This is a genomic window from Ignavibacteria bacterium (assembly GCA_016707005.1).
In the GTDB taxonomy this organism is placed as follows: domain Bacteria; phylum Bacteroidota; class Ignavibacteria; order Kapaibacteriales; family Kapaibacteriaceae; genus UBA10438.
Genome location: JADJIQ010000001.1, coordinates 391,713 through 412,479 on the forward strand (window position 1 = coordinate 391,713; position 20,767 = coordinate 412,479).

Annotated in this window: 19 protein-coding genes and 1 pseudogene; 10 read left to right on the forward strand and 10 right to left on the reverse strand. The window is 53.6% G+C overall.

The window, feature by feature from the left end:
- The first annotated feature begins 5 nt into the window (after positions 1–5).
- Complete coding sequence (locus IPI29_01730) at positions 6–752, forward strand: SDR family NAD(P)-dependent oxidoreductase (GenBank protein MBK7411259.1); 747 nt, start codon at positions 6–8, stop codon at positions 750–752.
- Between the two features lie 80 nt (positions 753–832).
- On the opposite strand, the gene IPI29_01735 is transcribed toward IPI29_01730, so the two are convergent.
- The 5 genes and pseudogenes from IPI29_01735 to dusB form a co-directional block, all read right to left on the reverse strand.
- Positions 833–1,426: a hypothetical protein gene (locus IPI29_01735; GenBank protein ID MBK7411260.1), complete on the reverse strand. Its 594-nt coding sequence runs from the start codon at positions 1,424–1,426 to the stop codon at positions 833–835.
- Positions 1,427–1,521: 95 nt separating this feature from the next.
- The gene (gene ftsH, locus IPI29_01740; protein MBK7411261.1) at positions 1,522–3,438 is read right to left on the reverse strand and encodes an ATP-dependent zinc metalloprotease FtsH; all 1,917 of its coding nucleotides are present in this window, start codon (positions 3,436–3,438) and stop codon (positions 1,522–1,524) included.
- A gap of 151 nt (positions 3,439–3,589) precedes the next feature.
- The gene (hpt, locus tag IPI29_01745; protein MBK7411262.1) at positions 3,590–4,165 is read right to left on the reverse strand and encodes a hypoxanthine phosphoribosyltransferase; all 576 of its coding nucleotides are present in this window, start codon (positions 4,163–4,165) and stop codon (positions 3,590–3,592) included.
- Positions 4,162–5,529, reverse strand: coding sequence for a tRNA lysidine(34) synthetase TilS (gene tilS, locus IPI29_01750; protein ID MBK7411263.1), 1,368 nt, complete (start codon positions 5,527–5,529; stop codon positions 4,162–4,164). The genes hpt and tilS overlap by 4 nt, the downstream gene beginning before the upstream one ends.
- Positions 5,526–6,510: pseudogene (dusB, locus tag IPI29_01755) on the reverse strand (tRNA dihydrouridine synthase DusB). Before dusB ends, tilS begins: the two are co-directional and overlap by 4 nt.
- 295 nt (positions 6,511–6,805) lie before the next feature.
- Here dusB and IPI29_01760 point away from each other — a divergent pair.
- The 6 genes from IPI29_01760 (at position 6,806) to IPI29_01785 (ending at position 15,027) form a co-directional block, all read left to right on the forward strand.
- Positions 6,806–8,137 (forward strand): hypothetical protein, encoded by a 1,332-nt coding sequence (locus tag IPI29_01760; protein MBK7411264.1) that lies wholly within the window; start codon positions 6,806–6,808, stop codon positions 8,135–8,137.
- Positions 8,138–8,400: 263 nt separating this feature from the next.
- Positions 8,401–9,426 (forward strand): rod shape-determining protein, encoded by a 1,026-nt coding sequence (locus IPI29_01765; GenBank protein MBK7411265.1) that lies wholly within the window; start codon positions 8,401–8,403, stop codon positions 9,424–9,426.
- Positions 9,426–10,277, forward strand: a complete 852-nt coding sequence (mreC, locus tag IPI29_01770) for a rod shape-determining protein MreC (GenBank protein ID MBK7411266.1) — start codon at positions 9,426–9,428, stop codon at positions 10,275–10,277. The genes IPI29_01765 and mreC overlap by 1 nt, the downstream gene beginning before the upstream one ends.
- A 6-nt stretch (positions 10,278–10,283) precedes the next feature.
- Positions 10,284–10,817, forward strand: a complete 534-nt coding sequence (gene mreD / locus IPI29_01775; protein ID MBK7411267.1) for a rod shape-determining protein MreD — start codon at positions 10,284–10,286, stop codon at positions 10,815–10,817.
- A 108-nt stretch (positions 10,818–10,925) separates the two neighbouring features.
- Positions 10,926–14,468: a chromosome segregation protein SMC gene (gene smc, locus IPI29_01780; protein MBK7411268.1), complete on the forward strand. Its 3,543-nt coding sequence runs from the start codon at positions 10,926–10,928 to the stop codon at positions 14,466–14,468.
- Positions 14,469–14,496: 28 nt separating this feature from the next.
- Entirely contained in the window at positions 14,497–15,027 is a 531-nt protein-coding gene (locus IPI29_01785) for a hypothetical protein (GenBank protein ID MBK7411269.1), read from the forward strand.
- 75 nt (positions 15,028–15,102) lie between these two features.
- Here the strand turns inward: IPI29_01785 and IPI29_01790 are convergent, their stop codons facing one another.
- Positions 15,103–15,333, reverse strand: a complete 231-nt coding sequence (locus IPI29_01790) for a hypothetical protein (protein ID MBK7411270.1) — start codon at positions 15,331–15,333, stop codon at positions 15,103–15,105.
- Positions 15,330–16,484 carry a hypothetical protein gene (locus IPI29_01795; GenBank protein MBK7411271.1) on the reverse strand — a complete coding sequence of 385 codons (1,155 nt, stop codon included), beginning with the start codon at positions 16,482–16,484 and terminating at the stop codon, positions 15,330–15,332. The genes IPI29_01790 and IPI29_01795 overlap by 4 nt, the downstream gene beginning before the upstream one ends.
- A 121-nt stretch (positions 16,485–16,605) precedes the next feature.
- Here IPI29_01795 and IPI29_01800 point away from each other — a divergent pair, with 121 nt between their 5' ends.
- The 3 genes from IPI29_01800 to IPI29_01810 are packed head-to-tail and all read left to right on the forward strand — an operon-like array spanning position 16,606 to position 17,318.
- Positions 16,606–16,779, forward strand: coding sequence for a hypothetical protein (locus tag IPI29_01800; GenBank protein ID MBK7411272.1), 174 nt, complete (start codon positions 16,606–16,608; stop codon positions 16,777–16,779).
- A 5-nt stretch (positions 16,780–16,784) separates the two neighbouring features.
- On the forward strand, positions 16,785–17,027 hold the full coding sequence (rpmE, locus tag IPI29_01805; protein MBK7411273.1) for a 50S ribosomal protein L31: 243 nt from the start codon (positions 16,785–16,787) through the stop codon (positions 17,025–17,027).
- Between the two features lie 21 nt (positions 17,028–17,048).
- A complete protein-coding gene (locus IPI29_01810) occupies positions 17,049–17,318 on the forward strand; it encodes a 30S ribosomal protein S18 (protein MBK7411274.1) in 270 nt (89 codons plus the stop codon).
- Positions 17,319–17,462: 144 nt separating this feature from the next.
- On the opposite strand, the gene IPI29_01815 is transcribed toward IPI29_01810, so the two are convergent.
- From IPI29_01815 to IPI29_01825, 3 genes are all read right to left on the reverse strand, one after another.
- The gene (locus IPI29_01815) at positions 17,463–18,509 is read right to left on the reverse strand and encodes a hypothetical protein (protein ID MBK7411275.1); all 1,047 of its coding nucleotides are present in this window, start codon (positions 18,507–18,509) and stop codon (positions 17,463–17,465) included.
- Complete coding sequence (locus IPI29_01820; protein MBK7411276.1) at positions 18,464–19,558, reverse strand: DUF3179 domain-containing protein; 1,095 nt, start codon at positions 19,556–19,558, stop codon at positions 18,464–18,466. Before IPI29_01820 ends, IPI29_01815 begins: the two co-directional genes overlap by 46 nt.
- An 89-nt stretch (positions 19,559–19,647) precedes the next feature.
- The gene (locus IPI29_01825) at positions 19,648–20,739 is read right to left on the reverse strand and encodes a VWA domain-containing protein (GenBank protein MBK7411277.1); all 1,092 of its coding nucleotides are present in this window, start codon (positions 20,737–20,739) and stop codon (positions 19,648–19,650) included.
- Between the last annotated feature and the right edge of the window lie 28 nt (positions 20,740–20,767).

Sequence of the window (20,767 nt, forward strand, 5' to 3'; positions counted from 1 at the left end):
CTACTGTGAAATCCAACATCTCAACCATGGTCATCATCGGTGCCACTTCAGCCATTGCTCAAAGTGTTGCCAGACGATATGCTGAACACGGTGTCCGCTTCTTTCTTGTTGCACGATCAGAAGAAAAGGTACGTGCCGTTGCCTCTGATCTGTTGGCGCGCGGTGCAGCTAGTGCCAGTATCTACCTTGCCGATCTACGCCAGCGAGACCTCCACGCCGATATCATCGCTCGATCCATCGCGGATCTTGGTCGGATCGATTGCGTTCTAGTGGCCCATGGCGTGATGCCAGATCAAAAGGTCCTGGATGGTGACGTTGACGCCACGATCGATTCCTTCATGACCAATGCCGTAAGCGTGATCTCCATCTCCCACAGATATGCTAACGTCTTGGAAGGTCAGGGAGGGGGCTCGCTTGTTGGACTATCTTCTGTAGCCGGCGAACGTGGCCGACGCAGCAATTACGCATATGGGGCGGCCAAGTCCGCAATGACGGCGTTCTACTCCGGACTCCGTGCCCGTCTCGCTCCCATGGGAGTGCATGTGATGACGGTAAAGCCAGGCCCCGTCGATACGCCACTCACGAGAGGAGTAAAACTCCCGCTTATGGCCAATGTTGACGTAGTGGCCTATGATATTGAACGGGCCATCACCAAAAACGTCAAGGTACTCTATACTCCCGGCATTTGGAGACTCATCATGGCAGTGGTTCGCGCCATCCCCGAGAGTCTCTTCATGAAGTCCAAGTTCTAAAAAGAAAAACGGTCAGACACGCTAAACGCATCTGACCGTTGGAATCGCCTACACAGGTCACCTACACAGGTCACCTAAGCCTAAAGAGCGCTCGCCTCAAAGTCGATCGTTACATCCAATTTGCCTTGAATGTGTGCTGCCGAAGCAGGACCGGTATTGAAGGAACCGTACACCGCATTGAAGCAGAACTTCGGACGGCGTGGGATAAGCTTGATGGCTTCTTCAAAATCTGCACTAACCGGCACGGCCATCTTACCGGCTATGAGGTCAGAAAGCTTCACGTTCGTAAACGTGCCAAGGTTATACACCTTCACGTCGCCATACGAGGCATCGAACGTGAGTGTGAAGCTGCACGACGTGAAGATCTGATCGTTGATCGTGCCGGAAGCAAAGACCGGATCGGTAAGATCGATGATCTGGAAGAAGGCTTCCTTGACCTTACCACCCGAGATCTTGTCCTTGTTATCCATGAAGCTGGTTTCTGTAGACATGTCTTTACATGCTTGGTCCGTCTTCGGGATCGATGGGTTGTTCGACTCAGGTCTAACAGTGATCGTGATCGGCACGGTGAATGTTGTTGCGTTTGCAAGTTCCTCGCAGCCGGAGAAGCCGATCGAGGCTACGGCCATTGCAAGAACGAAGGCAAATGTGCCAAAGCGCGTAATTGATCTCATAGAAAAAACCCTCTGGATGATGGAACGTTTGTCCCAAACTACCCAGAGGGTTTGGTAATAGCAATGATAAATGTCAGTAAATCAGGTCTGTGTCCTTAAGATGGACTGAGCGCCAGACCTTCTGTACCCGGGTCAGGACCCTTTGAGGGTTCGGGGGAGGGGGCTTGAGCAGACGTACGCATCTTCTCTCGGAACGACGCAACATCCTTGATCATTGGGGCAAGTTCTTCGCCTCGGATCAGTACGTCAAGTTCTTCACTGTCAAGGATCTCGCGCTCGATCAGAGCCTTAGAGCAACGATGTAGTAAGTCGATGTTGTCCCGCATAAGCTGGATCGCCTTTGCCTCAGAATCAACGATGATCCTTCGGACCTCGCCATCAATCGCTCTGGCGGTTTCTTCCGAGTGGTCGCGCGGCTGAGAGATCTCACGTCCAAGGAACACTTCGTCATGCTGGCTCGCATACCGAACCGGACCGATCACGTCGCTCATGCCGAATTCGCACACCATCTTCTTCGTGATGGTTGTTGCCCGTTCTAGGTCATTCGAGGCACCCGTGTTGAGCTGGTCGAAGACAACACGTTCCGCTGCACGTCCGGCAAGGAGTGTTACAAGACGTGTCTCGAGCTGCTCGCGACTCATCGTATGCATCTCTTCGTTCGGCAGGTATGACGTAACACCTAATGCGCGACCGCGCGGGATGATCGTGACCTTGTGGACCGCATCGCCGTGCTTCAGAAGCTTGCCAGCCAGTGCGTGGCCGATCTCATGATAGGCTGTTGTTTCCTTCTCTTTATCGCTCATTACCATGCTCTTCCGTTCAACGCCCATGAGGACCTTGTCCTTCGCGTTCTCAAAGTCGAACATTGTAACGTCCATGCTGTTTCGGCGTGCTGCCAAAAGGGCTGCCTCATTGACGAGGTTCGCCAGATCAGCACCGCTCATTCCCGGAGTTCCTTTTGCGATGATCTCAAGATTGACATCCTTGGAGATCGGAACCTTACGCGTGTGAACTCGCAGGATACCAAGTCTGCCAAGCATATCTGGACGGTCCACAACCACTTGCCGGTCAAAACGACCCGGACGGAGAAGAGCAGGATCCAGCACATCCGGGCGATTTGTTGCCGCAATGATGATGATGCCGGAATTCTGTTCGAATCCATCCATCTCAACAAGAAGCTGATTCAATGTCTGTTCACGTTCATCGTGTCCGCCCCCGAGGCCCGCGCCACGGTGACGGCCAACGGCATCGATCTCGTCAATGAAGACGATACACGGAGCCTGCTTCTTGGCATTCTCAAAGAGGTCGCGCACTCGGCTCGCGCCCACACCAACGAACATTTCAACGAAGTCCGCACCAGATATCGTGAAGAACGGCACACCCGCCTCCCCGGCAACTGCACGCGCAAGAAGCGTCTTTCCTGTTCCTGGAGGGCCTAGCAGCAGCACCCCACGCGGGATCTTCCCACCAAGCCGTGTGAACCGGCTAGGATCTCGAAGGAATTCCACGATCTCCCGAAGTTCTTCCTTGGCCTCATCAGCTCCGGCAACATCCGTGAAGTTGATCTGCATGTTGCCTTCGGTAAGAAGGCGAGCCTTGCTACGTCCGAACGAAAAGATGTTCTTTCCACCGCCGGCACCCATCTGCATACGACGGCTCACAAAAAAGAATGCGATCAACAGCAACGCCCATGGGAGCAGCTGAACGATCGAGACCCACCAAGGGGAGTCTCCACTTTCGTAGGACCATCCAATGCCATGTTCACGCCACAGGGCTTCTGTCTGCGAGTCTACCACGCCGAGTTTCGTGCGGAAGTTCTTCACTTCGATCGTTCGATTATCTCGTTGGATTGTGATCGCCTCTTTCAGCGTCCCGTGAAACTCGAAGTCGTTGAGTTGTGTCTTCGTGATCGTGGCGTATTGCACGCGATCTGACTTGACAACCTCCATGTACTCGTTGAACGTCAGAGGGAATTCCTGACGTTGTCCGTTGGACATGAGCATGCCAACCATGACGAGTGAAACGAGGATGCCGACCCAGATAAGGACGTTCCTGAGAACGCGGGATACCGTGAGATCGTTATCGTCTTCTGGGTCGCGCTTGGGGCGCTGCGGGCGTTGTTGATTTCCGTTCATGGGCGCATTGACGTGTGGCGAGGGTTTTTCATGCCGTGGGTTCTTCTGTGACCACCCAGATAGCATCGAGTTGTCGGCCATGGCCGGCATAGTCCATGCCGTACCCCACAACAAAGTCCGGCGCTATCTCGCGTCCGACATAGTCGATCGTAAGGGTATCCTTGTGGACAGAAGGTTTGCTGAGTAGGGCAGCAATAGTAATGCTCCTCGGCTGAAGTCCGCCAAGGTGTTTGATAAGGTCTCGGATCGTGGTTCCAGTATCGACGATGTCCTCAATGATGATCACATTGCGGTCCGTGACGTCAGCCAACAGGCCTTCGATGGCAGTGGTTCCCGCGCTGGTCATCGAATTGCCATAACTGGAGGCACGCGTAAACTCCACGATCACCGGCATGGAGAGCTGACGAATGAGGTCAGCGGCGAACACCATTGCTCCTTTGAGGATAACAAGGGCCGTCACTTCCTGACCTGCGAAATCATGATTGATCCGTTTGGCGATATCATGAACAAGTTCTTGGATCTCGTCTCTACGGATGTAGGGGCGAAATGTCCGGTCGTGCACGCGGATCTGATGGTCCGGGGAGATGATGGCGTTGTCGGTCATAGGGGAACAGATAGGATCAAAATGTCTGTCGTTGTGGACGTAATTCGTGTTCGTTCAGCTACGCGGATCCCGCAGACCCAAACGATGCCAGCATCATCACAGATCACCCGAATATGTCGGCGTTCAGCATGAGGAATACGGCTATTGGTTAACAGATCAGAAACCAATACTGTTCCGTTGAGCCCGAAGGGTTGGAACCTATCGCCGTTGCGCCATTCCCGCCAGATGAGTGGCCCTTGAAGCGACGACACGTCAATGTAGGCTACCGAACCATCCGCGCGAGGGTGCAGATCGCCGAGTGGACATCTCTGTACCGACAACATATACGTGCCTGCAACATACGTCCCGTCGCCGTCGATGGCAACTTCATGTGCGCCATTATCGTGTTCGAGAACGGATACTACGATCTGATCTCGTTCACGCAACGCCGTTCGATTCTCTGATAGGGAGGCCTCAGACCCTGCCTCTGCATTGAGCAGGGCTGTGAGTCTCGCAACATCTTCATGTGTACATGAGAGTGCCGATCGAAAGATCTCATGAACCAAACCGCGAGGGAGCCCCTTCATTGCCTCAACAACAAAGGAGGGGGCTTCTGCATGTTCGGTTATCATCACAGCAGGGCTGATCTCACGAACAACGCTGCGAACAACTACATCCGCATCACGAACAAGCTCGCTTGACCTGAGGATCCGTTCCGAAACTGATGGGCCAAAAACCTCGCGCAGTGCGGGCATGATCACCGATCGTACACGGTTTCGCAGGAAGCGCTGGTCGGCATTACTTTGATCTTCTCGCCATGCAAGCCCGGCCGATAACGCGGCATCGCGTACTTGTGCTCGAGAGATCGTAAGGAAGGGTCTGATAACGCGAACACCCGGGCCCAATGCCCGTTCCGGCGGGATCCCGCTCAGCCCCTGTGTGCCACTGGCTCGCGCCAGATTCATGAGCATCGTCTCGGCATTGTCATCCATCGTGTGGGCCGTAAGCACCACTGATGCGCTGCTCTCGTGTGCTACGCGAGTGAGGAACTGGTAGCGGAGCTCACGAGCGGCCCCTTCTATTCCAAGTCCCGATGAGCGGGCGTAGGATTCTACATCTAGACGTTGCGTGATGCAAGGAAGACCAAGGGAATCGGCGATGGAGACAACAAGACGTTCATCATCATCGCTCTCCACGCCTCGTAATCCATGATTGGCATGGGCAACAAGGCACGACAGGTTGTGGATCGAACGTGCTGTATTGATAGTGTGGAGTAGTGTTACGCTATCAATGCCGCCACTTACGGCAATGACCAGTTGTTCGCCAAGTGCCCCATGCCGTGCCAGTGCGGAGACCGCTTCGTTCAAAAGGACGTCAGGGATCATGGAGTGGCGTCTACCATCTCATCGAGCTCATCTGCATAGCGCAGCATACGTTCTTCCACCTCTGCATAGGTCTCGTACCGGACCACATCTTGTCGGCAAAGAGAGTTATTGCGGAGCCCCCTTAAGATATCCGCCATAGTGTTTGCGAAACTCATGCACGGCACGTCGGGGAGACTTGTAGGTGAGTTCCAGACGCAGGTGTTCCAAACATGTGAGGATGCGTTCTCGCGACGACACAGGTGTATACGAACCCGTGGCCATGAATTCCTTGGCATGAGCGAACACGAAGGGATTTCCGATGGCTGCACGCCCGATCATCACCGCATCAGCTCCTGTTTCATCAAAGGCCCGCTTGACGTCTTCAGGTGTTTTGATATCCCCATTGACGATCACAGGAATGTTCACCACCTGTTTGATCTTCGGGATCCATGACCAATCGGCATCGCCATCATGACCCATATCACGGGTCCGACAGTGCACGGTGAGGGCAGCAGCTCCGGCATCTTCGATCATTTTTGCTACCTCAAGGATCACGATCGAATCCCGCGACCACCCAAGACGTGTCTTTACCGTCACGGGCATCTTTACGGCATCTACGATAGAACGCGTGAGTTTCTGCATCCCCGCGGGGTCCTTGAGAAGTGCGGCTCCGGCATTGCGAACCACAACATTCTTTACCCAGCAGCCAAAGTTGATGTCAATGAAATCCGGGCCGGACTCTTCCGCCCTGCGAGCGGCTTCAACCATGATATCCTCGTCACCTCCAAAGATCTGGATGGCTACCGGACGTTCTTCTTCGGCCAGACGCAACTTTTCCATCGATCTCCGGGCATCGCGCACCAGTCCGTCGCTCGAAATGAACTCGGTATAGACAATATCTGCCCCATACCGCTTACAGATCATGCGGAACGGAAGGTCTGTGACATCCTCCATGGGGGCAAGGACTATGCCCTTATCGACGGTAACGTGGCCTATTTGCATTGGGCAAAACTACGATAGGGAGGGGGCTGGGCAGTGCGCAGGGGGACAGAAAAACCACGTAATCGCACTCAACCCCTTGGAAACGCTGAAACTTCTGGGCATGTTAGCGGTCGGGATCATATACGGCAGACAGCATTGGGGATAGAAAAAAAATCCCTTGTTTTGTGTAAACAGCTTCTGTTCGTATACTCGCAGGTAACGCAAAACGAACATCAGCATTTGGTAATGCAAATGCGGGTATCGTTTGCGGACTTCAAACGGGGATATCTACTCTTACTCATCTAGGGATTTGGTCATGCGAAAACTGTGCCTTCTTGCGGCATTCGCCGTGTTTGCTGTGCAGGTGATGACAGCAGGTGGCGATAATACTCAGGCCGTTGAGCCCGGTATTGACACCATGCCACCTGTGTTGACCATGCAGTCGCTGCCTTGTGGCGTCCGCGAATTTACGGCAACGGAAACCCGGAACATTCCGGATCCTCCCCGCGCTACACCGAATGAACGCGATCAGGTTGAACGCGGGATCCAGTCGATCCGTCTTGCTCTCGACCCGCAAGCACAGAACATCAAGCTGACGCTCATCAACCCAACAACGTTCCCAAAAGATCCAAAGGTCACAAGCGCAACGTTCCAAGTTGCTCTGATCGATGCATCAAAGGGCGGTAGCTGCGTTGTTGAAGTCCGCGACTGGAACAACAACCTCACAACCCGTCAGATCACCATTGGTGCTGCTACTCCGACACTGTCGGCCGCTGCTATCAACGTTGGTCTTATCAATGTCGGTCAGAATGGTCAAGGAACGCTTACGGTTACAAACAACACCGGCGCTCCACTGGTCATCACATCGATCACACTCGCTAATGGCACACGTTTCGCAGTCACCGCTGGTGGTGGTTCCGTGACCATTCCTGCCGGCGGCACACACACGATCGCCTTCAGCTACACACCGATCATCGGTTCTGAAGCCGGCGATTCCGACGTACTCACAGTAGCAACGGCTTGCGGCGACGTAACCTGCGCTCTCTCCGGTACCGGTGGTGTTTCGCGTATCTCCACAACGCCGGCACTCACGTTCGATGAAACACGTGCTGACTATGAGGATTGCACTCCAACAGGTCCTACAGAGATCACGATCTCGAACACTGGTAATGTTGCAATGAGCGTCATTGATTGGACCTTTAACAACACTGACTTCTATGCCGCAGCTGGAGCACCAGCAAAACCAGTAGCTGTAGCGGCTGGTGCATCGGTAACTATTAGTGTCTGTATGAAGAAGTCAACCTTGGGCGTCGCAACCGGAACAGTAACGTTCACAAACGATGCAACTGACGGTGCAAACAACGTAACCCAGCTGAATGGCAACATCACAACCAGTGTTGAAGATGAAATGGGCAAGACAGCTCGCGTGTGGTTCGATGCTGCTAACGAGCAGATCGTCTTCACAACGGTTCGCGTGAATTCGCCGGTCTTCGTTCACGACATCAACGGTCGCGTTCTTGCTTCGTCCACGGTATCTGATGCTGGTTCTTTCTGCATCAATACTTCGGCATGGAACAACGGCGTAGTAGTGATCACGTATTCTGACGAAAACGGTCAGCGCACACGTACACTCTCGATCGTTCGCTAAGCGTTCATCAGAATCTCGACATTCCCAAAGGGGCTGGCTTACGCCAGCCCCTTTTTCGTTTGTACTCGACCCTCAAAGCGCCCGATTTTGGCAGAATTCGTCTTAAATGACGCCTGGCTGCCGGATACTACGGGAGGCCGGACACGGTCACCGTTTGACAGAAAAATCCAGTGGTGGCCAGATGGTGGAAACTTGATACGTAAAAAGGAGATGGTCCCTTCGTAACTTCGTCCGATTCGCATTTCCTTACGCAATTCCACCCCATGGCCCGTTTTCGGATTTTCTCCAACGACGTCGGTATCGATCTCGGTACCGCGAACACCCTCATCTGGCAAAAAGGAAAGGGGATCGTCCTCAACGAGCCATCGATCGTTGCGTTCGATCGCACTTCTAAGAATATCATCGCCATCGGCCATGAAGCCGAAAAGATGGTGGGAAAAACACACCGCGATATCAAGACCATCCGTCCGTTGAAGGATGGAGTGATCGCAGACTTTGAGATCGCAGAAGGAATGCTTCGTGCATTCATTCAAAAGACATCCACATCGATCGCTCATGCAAAGCGCATGGTTATCTGTGTACCGTCGGGTATCACAGAGGTTGAGAAGCGCGCCGTGCGTGACTCTGCAGAACATGCCGGCGCGAAACAGGTACACCTTATCGCTGAACCAATGGCCGCTGCCATCGGTGTAGGCTTGGATGTGCACGAACCGATGGGTAACATGGTTGTTGATATTGGTGGCGGTACAACCGAGATCGCCGTTATCGCTCTATCGGGCATCGTTGTTGATGAATCCATTCGCATCGCTGGTGATGAGCTCACCAATGCCATCGTCAATTGGTTCAAGAGACAACACAACATCCTCATCGGCGATCGTACTGCAGAGATCATCAAGGTGAATGTTGGTTCTGCATGGCCCCTTCCCGAAGAACTTGAGATCGAAGTAAAGGGTCGAGACATGGTGGCCGGGACTCCAAAGAGTATCATCGTCTCCAGTGAAGAGATCCGTGAAGCACTCAATGAGAATATCTCTACGATCATCGAAGCTGTATTGACGTTGCTTGAGAAGACGCCGCCTGAATTGTCGGCCGATATCTTCGACCGTGGCATCATCCTCTCCGGTGGCGGAGCATTGTTGAAGGGGCTTGACGAACGCCTCCGACGTGAAACATCGTTGCCCGTTCATGTGGCCGATGATCCACTCACTGCCGTTGTACGTGGCACCGGAAAGGTCCTTGAGGATCTCGACGCGTATTCGTCTGTCTTGATCAAGTCGAAGCGATACTAATGCGTCGATTTATCGACTTTGTTGTTCGATTCAAGAACTACATCACCCTTGGAACACTTGTGGTGATGTCGTTCGCATTCATGAGCGTTGGGAGTCTCTCACAGCTTGGCGGATTCCGTGCAGTGATCGTTGGATCCATCGGATGGATGCAATCATTGTTTGCATGGATCCCGAACCCGGTAGCACTTAAGAGTGAGAACCTTGCGCTTCGTGAGCTGAATCTCCAGCTTGCCGTTGAGTCGGCACGGTCGCGCCAATCAATGGTCGAGAATACCACGCTCCGCAAGATGCTTGAATTGCCGGCGTATACAGATTATCATCTGATCGCTGCCGATGTGATAGGGAAGACAACAACGCAGTCCCGGAATTACGCAACGATCAACAAGGGTATAGAGGACGGCGTTCAAGAGGGGATGTGCTGCATCACTGATGCGGGACTCGTTGGCATCGTCATCGGAACATCGCCGCACTTCGCAGTGCTGCAGCTCTTGCTCAATCGTGATACGCGTGTGAGTGCAAAGGTTCAACGTACACGTGTTGATGGGATCATTCAATGGGAAGGTGAGACCTTCCTCGTCCTGAAGAACGTGCCTCGCTCGCTCGATGTACAAGCAGGAGATGTGATCCTCACGTCATCCTACAGTCAAAAATATCCGGCCAACATCGTCATCGGAAGAGCAACGCAAGTTGACGAAGAGGCGAACTCTCTTTTCCGTCGAGTAGTGGTTGAGCCCGCCGTGAACTTCGCAACACTTGAACAGCTCTTCATTGTTGATACGAGACCGAACAGTGAACGTGTTGCTTTGGAGAAACGCACTGATGAACGACTTCCGCAACGATCAACGCCGTAATCGATCATGGCACTGAACTTCGATCTGCAACGCTCACAATTCGTGACCAATCCGGCACTACGGTTCATCGTGTATGCGGTGGTGGCGCTCTTGCTGAATGTGGTCCATGTGGTGTTTCTGCGATTTGTTGCTGTGAGTTCGGTTACGCCGGACTTATTGCTGATCCTCACGGTTTGGATCGCGATCGTTGAGGGTCAGTTCACAGGCATGATCGCCGGGTTCTTGGCCGGATTGCTGTTCGATGTGGTCTCGGCAGACGTCTTAGGCTCAAATGCGCTGGCAAAAACCGCAGCAGGATTCGTTGCCGGCTACTTCTGGCGCGAAGGGTATGCAATGCAGACCATTGGCAGTTATCGATTCCTGCTCATTGTTGCGCTTGCCGGGGGTGTGCATAACCTCCTGTATTACTTCTTCTACGTTCGCCCGATGCAGATCTCTTTTGGGATGTTTTTCTTGAAGTACGGGGTTGCCACCACCCTCTATACCACCGTGGCCGCCGTCTTCCCGATGCTGTATGTGAATAGGCGCAAGGATCAATAGGTCTGCGACGTTGATGTGAATAGTGTGGATAACTCCAACGGTTGGGGTCACGCCCGGCTGTCGCAATTTGGGCGGTTATAGAACGACTCATTACCGGAATTCAACGAAATGTATCTGTCGAAACTCGAGATGGTGGGCTTTAAGAGTTTTGGTCTCAAGACCGATCTCGAGTTCACCGATGGTGTAACAGCGATCGTCGGACCGAACGGATGTGGCAAGACGAACGTTGTGGATGCCATACGTTGGGTGCTTGGAGAACAGAAGACGTCGATGCTTCGCGCAGACTCAATGGACCAAGTGATCTTCAATGGTTCACGAGCCAGGAAGCCCCTTGGCATGGCAGAGGTATCGTTGACGATCGAGAACAACAAGCAGATCTTGCCTACGGAATATTCGCAGGTGGTGATCACTCGTCGCCTCTTCCGCAATGGTGAGAGTCAGTACCTCCTGAATAAGACGCAGTGCAGGCTTCGAGACATCGTGGATCTCTTCATGGATACCGGTATGCGCTCAGATGCCTATTCGGTGATCGAATTGAAGATGATCGAAACGATCCTCAGCGATAAGGCTGATGAGCGCAGACACCTCTTTGAGGAGGCTGCCGGTGTTACGAAGTACAAGGCGCGCAGGAAAGAGGCACAACGCAAGCTTGATGCAGCACAACGTGATATTGCTCGCGTGCAGGATATCGTTCGTGAAGTGCAGAAGACCGTGAATTCGCTGGCACGTCAGGCAGAGAAGGCACGTCAGCATCAGGATCTGTCCACACGACTGCGCGACCTCGACCGAATTCTGTTTGCGTTTGAATATGCCGAAGAGTTCATTGCTCTAACGCAACTCCTGGAACGTATCACTGGGATACGGCAGAAGCGCGAGGCTGCAGAGGCTGCCTTGACGTCTGCCGAGCAACAGGTGATCGTGGCGGAAAAGACGCACGAGCAGATGGAACAGGAACTCCGCACTGCCATCACCTTCGAGAATGATGTTCGCACGGCATTGAGTGAAGTGCAGCAACGGATCTCCTTGGTCGACGAACGAAAGGCTTCGGCACAACGCGCGCTCGAACGTCTCGATCGTGAACAGAACGAGTCGCAGTCCCAACAGTCATCCACATCGCAAGAGCTTCAGCAAGTACGAGACCGTATGGTAAGCGGGAAGCTGGAGCATGAAGAAGCGGTAAAGGAACTTGAGGCCCAACGAGCACTTGTGGAAGAAGCTCAGGCCACCCTCGTGCAAATGCGTGAGGAAATGCATGGTCAGCGAGAAGGTCTCACGGCCGCACGTCAGATCCTCAATGAGCAGCGCAATCAGGCAGACAGATATCGCATTCAAGGCGAAGGTCAGCAACGCAGACTCGCAGAGAACGAAGCACAACAACGTCAGGCATCGGAACGACTGGCACAGGTAGAGGACCAGATAGCGCGCGAGAGTGCGGATCTGCCTGCCTTGGATCAGCAGCTTGCGGAGTCGGAGCAACGTTTGCATACCGCCGAGGCTCGCCAACGCGATCTCCAGACCGAACAAGAAGGACTTCAAAAGGACTCTGAAGATCTGCGCTCGAAACTCGGGCACAGCTCTGCCTCGCTCGAGTTTCTTGTTGGTCTGGTGGACACTACGGAGAGCAGCAAGTTCCTGCTCAACACGCCGGAGTGGACGCCATCGGGTGAGAAGCTCACGCTTGCAGAGGTGATCAACACCGGTGAGGAGCTCCGTGTGGCAATCGAAGCCGCGCTTGGTGATGCAGCCCGTTACTTTGTTGTGGCACATCGCACCGAGGCACAGCAGGCCATCAGCGCACTTTCGAAGAACAGCGTCGGCAAGGCCACATTCTTGTGTCGCGATGCGATCCCTGCGATCGAACAGCCCCCTTCACTTGGGAACATCGACGGAGTGATCGGTTGGGCATCTGAGCTTGTGCAGGCAGACGAACAATTGCGCGGCGCGGTACGAGGCATCCTTGGCCATACCGTGGTTGTGCGGTCGATGGATGATGCATGGAAGGCCATGAGCCAAACTCCTGCAACATCCGCAGTTACGCTCTCGGGAGAGATCGTTCATCGTGCCGGGGCAGTACGCGGCGGCTCTACATCGAAGACGGAAGGCGTACGTGTTGGACGCCGTGAGCGGATCGATCAGCTCAGAGGAGAGATCGCCACACTTGAACAGCGTATCGCAGATGTTGATGGACGACTTCGGGCAGTGAAGCAGGAGTTGGGGACGATCGACTTGCGCAGGCTTGGCGACGAGGTTCGTAAGGTAGCGATCATCCGCAATGACCGTCAGCAACGTTTGGATTCGCTGCGCGGCAGAGTGGATGATGTACATGCCCAGCAGCAACACCTTCATGAAGAAGCGCAGCGCATCGCCGGGGAGCTTGAGTCTCTCCGTGTGGACGCTTCTGCGGCTGAGCATGCGATCACGGAGGCCAGTGAAGGAGTAGCAAAACTTGAGTCGGAACTAGCTTCGGCTACAGAAGCACTTCAGAATGTTGAGCAGCTCGTGAATCAGCGTATCGGTGAGATGCGCGGAGTTGAGATTCGCGTGGTGCGTTTGAGCGGTGAGCTCCAGACGCTTGTTAGCAACGAAGGTCGACTCACGAACCAAAGTCTTACGATCGATCAACGTCGTGAACAGCGCGATACAGAACGCAACGATCTTCAACAGCAGATCGCAACGTTTGAAACAGAGCGTACGGAGTCTGATACGAGCGCCTCAACGATCGTTGCCCGATTGGCCGAAGCGAGGTCCAAGAGAGAAGGTTTGGAGCTTTCCGTGCGCGAGCATTCGGCTGCCTTCCATCAGGCCGGAGAGGATGTTCGACGTCAGCGGAAGGAACTCGATGGGATCGTCAATGAGCAGCACGAGGCCGATCTCAAGCACAATGAAGTACGCCTCCGCATGGAATCACTGGCGCGTAGGGCAAGTGAAGAGCTCGACCTAGAAGTGCCGGAAAATCCGCAAATGCCGGAGTCGGAGGTTGCGCCCGAGGAGCTTCGCACACAGGTGCAGGATCTCCGACGTAAACTCACATCGATGGGCAACGTGAACTTCCTCGCCCTCGAAGAACATGAACGGGAGAACGAACGATTCCTCTTCCTCACGCAACAACTCTCCGATCTCACGGAAAGTGAGCGAGCACTCAACGAGACCATCGCCGAGATCAATCTCACGGCGCGTGAGAAGTTCACGTCCACATTTGTGCGAATCCGTGAGAACTTCTCAACGCTCTTCAAGATGCTCTTCAGTGAGGATGACGAAGCCGATCTTCAGATGATCGAATCGGCAGATAATGATCCGCTCGAATGCACGATCGAGATCACAGCGAAGCCTCGCGGGAAACGACCGCACAGCATTGAAATGTTGTCCGGGGGTGAAAAGACCCTTACCGCCATTGCTCTGCTGTTTGCGATCTACTTGGTGAAGCCGAGCCCCTTCTGTATCCTTGATGAAGTGGATGCACCGCTCGACGATGCCAATATTGACCGCTATTTGAAGATCATTCGGAAATTTGCAGAGAACACACAATTTTTGATGATCACGCACAATAAGAAGACGATGGAAGCGGCTGATACACTATACGGCGTCACGATGGAAGAACCGGCAGTGTCAAAGGTTGTCTCTGTTCATCTTGCAGGCAAATCCGCTGCCTGATCCACGTTCCCCACAAATAACGTTGACCATGAAGATCCTCCTCTCTGCTATCGCTCTCTTCGTTCTTGCATCATCTACGGCAGCAGTTGCCCAGGATGAAACACAGCAAACTGTACTCACCGAGTCCATCAAGGGTTCATTCGGCAAGGTCTGGCGCTCTGTGAAGAGAGCAATGGAGCAATCCGGCTGCCCTAAGCCCCAGACAGAAAAGATCATCGAACCTGCAGAAGAGGGTGGTCTGTATAAAGGGCAATACATTTCCGACTACTGTCTTCTCGCTGAAGGTGAAGACAGCACGAAGGACGTGATCGAACGGTATTCAAAGGTTCCGCGCATTCGTGGCGGTATATGGGTCACCTGCCGCGTGCAGTACAAGATCAACGTCAAGGAGGAAGAAGGCGGTCAGACCAAGATCATCCTCCGCGCCGAAATGTCGGGCTTCGAAGAATTCATCACTGCTGCAAACCACTTCTGGGTCTCCAATGGAGACCTCGAACGCAAGATGATGGCCGCGATCATGGCGTTTACGAATGAAGAATTGCAGAAGGCAGGGGAATAGTTACTCAGTTACGGAGTTACCCAGTTACCCAGTTACAGAGCTATAGAATAACTGCGTAACTCTGTAACTGCGTAACTAGGTAATTAGCAAATCATACTCCGCTACCTTGATATCAAACTCTGCCCCAGGTGAATACATCTGTGCGGTTTCATCGCTAAGAGGCTTGGTGACGCGCACAGTAGCCCAGCAGCCGCCGTGGAATTTTACGACCTCTGCCGCGTATAGAGGTTTGCCGCGCAGAGAGACATTGTAGGTGTTGCCAACAACGAAAGCTTCCTTAGCGACCTTATCGTGGACTGGTTTCATGATGTTGGGTCCTGTGAACTGAGTTGAAGGTGAAGTCTACGCACCACATCCGATGCAACGTGTGCAGGTACGCGCAGTACGGCAGTGCGATCTGCATGCGACGTATGAACGTCACATGGCGTGTCGGAGTGTAGTTCAAGTACAACGGACGTAACGGCCGGAAGCCATTGCGGGCAATCGATGAAGACCGTAGTGATCTCCACATCTGACCCGGCATGATCGGCGATCACGATCGGCAGGCATTGTCCGGGCGCACCATCAATGATCGTGGATTCACCGTTCGGATGTTCAGCACTGGCAATACGGATGGGGAGTCCCGAGACCGCAGCCGGATCGATCATCGTAGGATAAAGAAGCTTGAGCCCGTGATGAGCAGCCACCCGAGCCTGATCATAGGTTAAATGTGGACGTATCGATGTGTTCTCCGTTGTGTGCGGATCGGCACTGCGGATACCTTCCACGTCGGTGAAGATCACCACTTCTTGTGCCTCGAGCAGGGAGCCAAGGAGCGTTGCTGTGAGGTTGGAAGACTCTTTGCCCATCGTGGTTGTGGCTCCATCCTCAGAACGCCCTACAAAGCCCTGCACCAGTACGATCCGATGTTTGGAAAGGGCCGGGAGAAGTTCATGCTGGACCCGGATCGCCGTTTTTTCCGGTATGGGGCTAGCTTTTCCGTGGTCTGCTGTCGTTACGATAACCGTCTGGGCGTCTACGCCAACCACATCCAGACCAGCCTCCTGCAAGACGTGACGCGCAATGTGGAGGGCAAAGAACTCCCCATGGGCCAAGATCCTGTCCAACGTCTTTGGGGTTAGCTGTCGCGTGGTGGACACCCCGTCCAAAACAGCCGTAAGAGCCGTGCGTGCTTCGTCTAGCAACGCCTCCATTCCCTCGCGGGTGGTTGCCGATGGCAACAGCGCCCTCACAAGCGTTCGATGGTCTGCCACCACCTGGTCCAGACGCTCGCGCGCCTCGGCAGCCAAACCCTTCTGGGCAAGGCGGGAGGCAAACTCAAGGTCTCGGGTTGCCGTGGCAAATGCTGACACCACTACCAGGGTACCATGACCAGGCTGAGCTTGAAGGATGCGAACCATACGCCGGAACCCGTCCGGCTCGCGGAGCACGGCTCCGCCGAATTTCATGACGATCATGCGGCAAATCTAGCACCTGCCAAGTGACCATTCAGCAAGTACTTGCATAGAATTGTGAACTGCCGTATGTTTGTTGTTCCCACGGAAACGAACTACTCAACCTCAGGCTATTGAGGACGACATGGCTAAGCAGCAAACATTCGGCGACAAGACAAAGAAAAAAGCCGGCGATTCGAAGATCAGCGTCAAGGTCATCAAGGCCTTCCGCTCAGAGAAGGGCACCGTTAAGTACATGGAGCGCTTCGTAAAGGTCGACGACGTTGGACAAATCGACAAGATGGATTTCACGAGGTAATTTCGATGAAGAAGGGCATTCACCCCGCATACAAGACCATCGACATCGTAATGACCGATGGTACCACCTACAAGACCCGTTCGTGCTTCAAGGGCGATCGCATGGTTCTTGAAATCGATTCAAAGTCACATCCGTTCTACACGGGCAAGCAAATGCTCATAGACACGGCTGGTCGCGTTGACCGATTCAAGAAGCGTCTCGAAAAGACCCAGGCCGTGCGCGACGCGAAGGCCGCACAAGGAAAGTAAACAGGAGATTATCACGTGGCAATGCCAACCTCACCAAATCCGAATACGATCAATTCGCCGTTCCGCCAAAAGCGGAACCAACCGAAGAAGCGTACAAATCCACTCAAGAAGTCGCGTTTGATCGATTACCTCGATCCGAAGTTCTTGGGTCGCTTCACGAACGACCAAGGCAAGATCCTGCCCCGTCGTATCACTGGCGTAACGGCTCTTCAGCAACGTCGCCTCTGCAGCGCGATCAAGTATGCACGCCACCTGGCACTGCTGCCGTTCGTAGCGCAAGACACGCGTTAAGAAATGACGTTAAGACAGTTATGACGTTATGACAATTATGACGGTTATGACAGCTGTAACCCCGTAACTGAGTAACTACGTAACTGAGTAACTTCTCAAAAGAGTAATTATCCAAAAAAGCCCCGCACTGCGGGGCTTTTTTCGTTAGCGCTTGCTGGCATCCACGGCGTGATGCGGAGTGGGACGTCGGCCTCGCTCTCGATGGACCTGTGGGTATTCGTGTCTATCAAGAAGAGGGACAGAGTCGCAGACAGGAGGGGGATCGTGCATTACAACCGTGGGGAAGATCTTGGTGGGCTCGCCATTGAAATCTTTTGCCCATTCCTTGTGGTTGTAGACGCAGACGGGTAAGCAGGCTGAGCAATAGTTGTGTTTGGCGAAGTAGGGGAAACACTTGCCGGTGTCCACCTTGTATCGATCATTCCCTAGGTGATCCTTGCCAGCCTCGGGGCTGCGTTCATCCGGAATGGCGTCTGCCGGACAATAGATCCTGCATGCCTTGCACGTATCGCAGAAGGCGGCAATGCCTGCGTCGATCGGTGCATCACATGCAAGAGGCATTGAGGTGAGCACACTCCCCATGCGAAACAATGGACCAAGCTCGGGGTTGATGATGCTACCATGTCTTCCAAGTTCACCAAAACCAGCCTTGAGCCCGATCGGGATGTGAAGCACGTTACTGTCGCCCAGCGGGTGTTCTACTCGGCAGGCATAGCCCCGCTTGCGAAGGGCATCTGCCAGACCGATCACCACCTCGCCGAGGTCGTGATAGATCCGCATACATTCGATGGCACTTCGCGTATCCGGCACGCTCTGGAATTCGGCGTATCGCATGCGTTTCCCGACAGCGATTGCGAAGTGTTCGTGAACCTCTCGGCCTCGGTAGATATCAGATGGTTCTATTGCGCAGATACCAACGATGTCGGCACCAAGGTCTCGCGCTACGGACTTTACCCACGTAGCTGCTTCTTGACCACCAGAGAAAGGCTGCTCAACGTCTGCAACGGGTCCGGTGAAACGAGGCGCTTGTTCATCATGAATGAGATGCAGGTATTCCTGTACTTCGGAGATCACGATCGAACGACCGCCAACGCCCGCATACCACTCCGCCCAGGCGAATGCCGGTACTGCATCAGGTGCTGCCCTTATCGGCTCTGATAGGTAGTTGTGGTTGGATGAAAGTGTTTCCATGATTGCCAATACTCTCGATACGATTGAACAACCACACCGGATGTGATGGAGTCGCGAAAGACCGTGACAGGAGAACCGAACGATGTTGGGCGTTGAAACGCTATGACCGTTGCATTAACGGTGTCCCTGATCACAGATACGTTCGATCGCATCACAAGATCGCGCACCGGATAGGCGCGAGCTGCGCCGTTGATCTCTACACCGATGACCAAGGATCGTTTCCCGTACGACTGCGTTGTATCGCCGGTGCGGACTGCAAAGCCCCTTGACCAATCATAACGATCACCTGTTGCTTCATCAGGAACAAAGGTGGAGACGGACGAGACATTTGTAAGGGCTAACATTTCTGACACGGTGCCCTGTGTGAACGGAACATCCGAAAAGACCTTTCCCTTCTGGGGTCCTACAACACATTCTCCTGTGGCCTGATACCACCAGCTGCCCGTTGTTCGGTCCTCGAAGATCGCATTGAAGTGATTGGCTCCAACAAGACGAAACGTCTCATGTTTGCCATCGATCATCGGTGAATAAACACGTCCGGTATGACACATCGTGCAATAGGTCACAAGAACCGGGACGCCCCCTACAGTGTCGTGGATCTTATGATGATGGGCTACGAGGTCAAGTGGATAGCCGGCTGCTTGACCATTGAGATACACCCACATGTAGACCGTTGTATCGGACGAAGCCTGCGAAGGATCTATCTGTGTTCTCTTGACCGAAGAGGGTTCGTTGAACATCTCTTCTGCAGATGCTTCGGTACGCGACAAATAGTGAAGGCCTCCGGCAAGGACGACGAGAAGAACGATCAGCGTTCTCCACCACCATCGCGTTGATGGCCATGTGTTGATGATGCCGATCAACATTAGACCGATACCGATCCCGATGGAGAGATACTGTACTTGATAGACCACATAGGAGAACGTGATGCTATCCCACTCTTGCATGGCCGGCACAATGGGCATGAGCGTTAAGCCCAGGGCCAGAGCAGGAACGATGACAAAGAGCCATCCGATGAGAATGAAGGACCAACGATACTGCTGTAGCATGAACACACTCCAGATAAGGCCTTCAATATCGGTCGTATGAACGTTCAGTTCACAGGTCGGATAGGCGCTTCGAACATTAGTAGCTTAGGTCAAATGGGGCGTCGTCTATTGCGGACATAATCCACAAACATGTCCTTGCCCAAACCATCGAGAGCCGTGTAGAATGCTCTTCCCCGATTTGCCTTGGTGAGATCTTCCACGAATTGGACGAGGTACGGATCCTGTGCGATCATGAATGTTGCAATGGTAATGCCGTCCCGTCGGCAGGCCACTGCTTCGTCGAGAGTCTTGTTGACGATCATTTGATCCAGCCCCCAGGAGTTCTTGTAGATCGTGCCGTTCTCCATCGTGAGGGCGGATGGTTTACCATCGGTGATCATGAAGATCTGTTTGTTCACTGAGCGAGATCGACGAAGTAGCTGACGGGCAAGTCGAAGTCCATCACGTGTGTTTGTATGAAAGGGGCCAACAGTGAGGTAGGGGAGGTCTTTCACCGATACCCGACGGGCCTCGTCACCAAAGACCACAACTTCAAGAGAGTCCTTGGGGAACTTGGTTTGGATCAACTCAGACAGTGCGATAGCAACTTGCTTCGCAGGTGTGATCCTATCCTCGCCATAGAGGATCATCGAGTGTGAAATGTCGATCATCACTACTGTAGAGCAACGAGTCTGGAGCTCCGTTTCATAAACCCGGATATCGTCCTCGCGGAGGTCCGAGCCCTCGATGTCACCGGTGCGCTTGAAGAGGTTGGACATCGTTTCCGTGACGTCGATATTCGCCGCCTGGTCGCCGAATGCATATGAGCGTGTGTCGGGGGTTCTTTCAACTCCAGAACCCGAGAAGGGGGCGTCATGGTTGCCGGGATCTGCCTTTTTCAGTGAGCTGAAGATCTCGTTCAGGGCATCGGTGCGCATTTTTCGGTCCGCCTTGGGGGTAGGCCGGAGATTCCCGTTCTCATCGGTATCAAGGAACCCTTGCGTTTGGAGGAGTCGAACAAAGTCATCCATGGACATCGACCGAAGCAGGCCGTGTTTTTCGTCGAGATCCCGAAGGATGTCGAGCGCCTGTTCTGCATCTCCGCTCACGTGTAAGAGGACGTAGGAAAAGATGTTGAGCATCCGCTCCAGCTCTTGTTCAGCTGTAGAAGACGTCTCGGTCCAGCGCGAATAGATGATCATGACCCAATTTACTTCGATATGTGGGCAA